Source organism: Streptomyces sp. NPDC005899 (genome assembly GCF_040629645.1).
In the GTDB taxonomy this organism is placed as follows: domain Bacteria; phylum Actinomycetota; class Actinomycetes; order Streptomycetales; family Streptomycetaceae; genus Streptomyces.
In genome coordinates this window covers 1-1809 of the sequence record NZ_JBEXWB010000641.1, presented here as the reverse complement: position 1 = coordinate 1809, position 1809 = coordinate 1, and the positions used below count along the sequence as shown (strand labels likewise).

Below are 1809 nucleotides of genomic sequence, written 5' to 3'. Positions count from 1 at the left end.
CCCCGGCGCCTTCCCCGGCCCGCGCAACGGCTGAGCGCTCCGGGCCCGCCGGCCGGTGTGAGCGCCGAGGGCCCGCTCGCGCCGGGGCCCGGGGCGGAGTTCCTCGTGGACCGGAGCAGGGCGGTCGGCCGACGGCTGCGGCGGCATCGAGCGAGCGGCCGGCACGGCGGGCACGGGGGAGGGCCCTGCGGCCGGAGGGCGGGCCGCCTCCCCCGTGGAGGCCTCGACCGCCTGCGGTGCGGTGCGCCGGGCACCGTAACGGCGGTGCACGGCCTGCTTGGTGACCCCGAGTGCCGAGCCCACGGCGTCCCACGAGAAACCCAGCGAGCGGTCGAAGTCCACCGCCGCGGTGACCAGCGTCTCGACGCTGTCCCGCAGCTCCTGCGCCAGCCGGACCGTCGGGGCGGGGGCCCTGCCGTAGACGACGAAGCCCGCCGAGGGTCCGGAGCGGCGCGGACGGTAGACGTTGCCCAGCTGCGCGGTGAGGGTGCGCAGCGCGTCCACCTGCCGCCGGACCCGCTCGATGTCCCGCACCAACAGGTGCAGACTGGCACGCGCTTGGGCGTCGTGGGTTGCGTGGTCGGCCATGAACAAGCCTCTCGAACCGGCGTTGAAAGGGATCGGACCGCACGACGGCGGCCCACTTGGGTCAATCTCACTTGACCAACGCCTCACCCGCCGATGTGGTCACGCTATCGGCGCAGGTGAATACTCGCGGCGTGCGCGGATCCGCGCACGCCCCCGGGAGGGCGTCCCGCAGGACGCGCGCGGGCACGCCACCCGTGCTCCCCGCGGGCCGGGGCTCCGCCCGGACGGCCGGCCGGACCACCCAGGCAGTCCCGCGTCCCCGCCTCCCGGAGCGCGCGCACCGGCCCCGCTCCCCGGTCCGGCACGGGCCGGTACGACGGCCTAGACTGGTGCGCTGCTCGCCACCGCACGTTCCGGCCCGAGAGGCAGTCCGCCACCCATGAAGCTCGTCTTCGCAGGCACCCCCGAGGTAGCCGTCCCCGCCCTGGACGCCCTGATCGCCTCCGGCCGCCACGAGGTGGCCGCCGTCGTCACGCGTCCCGACGCCCCGGCCGGGCGGGGGCGCAGACTGGTCGCCAGCCCGGTCGCCGAGCGCGCGGAGGAGGCCGGGATCGAGGTGCTCAAGCCGGCCAGGCCCCGGGACGAGGACTTCCTGGCACGGCTGCGGGAGATCGGCCCCGACTGCTGCCCCGTCGTCGCCTACGGGGCGCTCCTGCCGAAGGCCGCGCTCGACGTGCCCGCCCGCGGCTGGGTCAACCTGCACTTCTCCCTGCTCCCCGCCTGGCGCGGCGCCGCCCCCGTGCAGCACGCCGTGATGGCCGGGGACGAGGTCACCGGCGCCTCGACCTTCCTGATCGAGGAGGGCCTGGACTCCGGGCCGGTCTACGGCGTCCTGACCGAGCGGGTGCGCCCCACCGACACCAGCGGCGACCTGCTCACGCGGCTGGCCTTCGCCGGCGCGGGCCTGCTCGCCGCCACCATGGACGGCATCGAGGACGGCACCCTGCACGCCGTCCCGCAGCCCGCCGAGGGCGTCACCCTCGCCCCCAAGATCACGGTGGAGGACGCGCAGGTCCGCTGGTCCGACCCCGCGCTCCGCGTCGACCGCGTGGTGCGCGGCTGCACGCCCGCACCCGGGGCCTGGACCCTGTTCCGCGGGGAGCGCCTCAAGCTGGTCCAGGCCGCACCCGTCGCCGACCGTACGGACCTCGCGCCCGGCGAGCTCTCCGCCGGGAAGAACAACGTGTACGTGGGGACCGGCTCGCACGCCGTGGAGCTGCA

At 76.4% G+C, this 1809-nt stretch carries 1 protein-coding gene and 1 pseudogene; one reads left to right on the top strand and one right to left on the bottom strand.

Going from position 1 to position 1809, the window contains the following annotated elements:
• Positions 1-81: 81 nt before the first annotated feature.
• Positions 82-588 (bottom strand): annotated as a pseudogene (locus ABZ371_RS32310) (hypothetical protein); the annotation flags it as partial.
• A gap of 379 nt (positions 589-967) precedes the next feature.
• On the opposite strand from ABZ371_RS32310, the gene fmt reads away from it, so the two are divergent.
• The coding region (gene fmt / locus ABZ371_RS32305; protein ID WP_358686442.1) for a methionyl-tRNA formyltransferase at positions 968-1809 on the top strand (842 nt) is incomplete at its 3' end.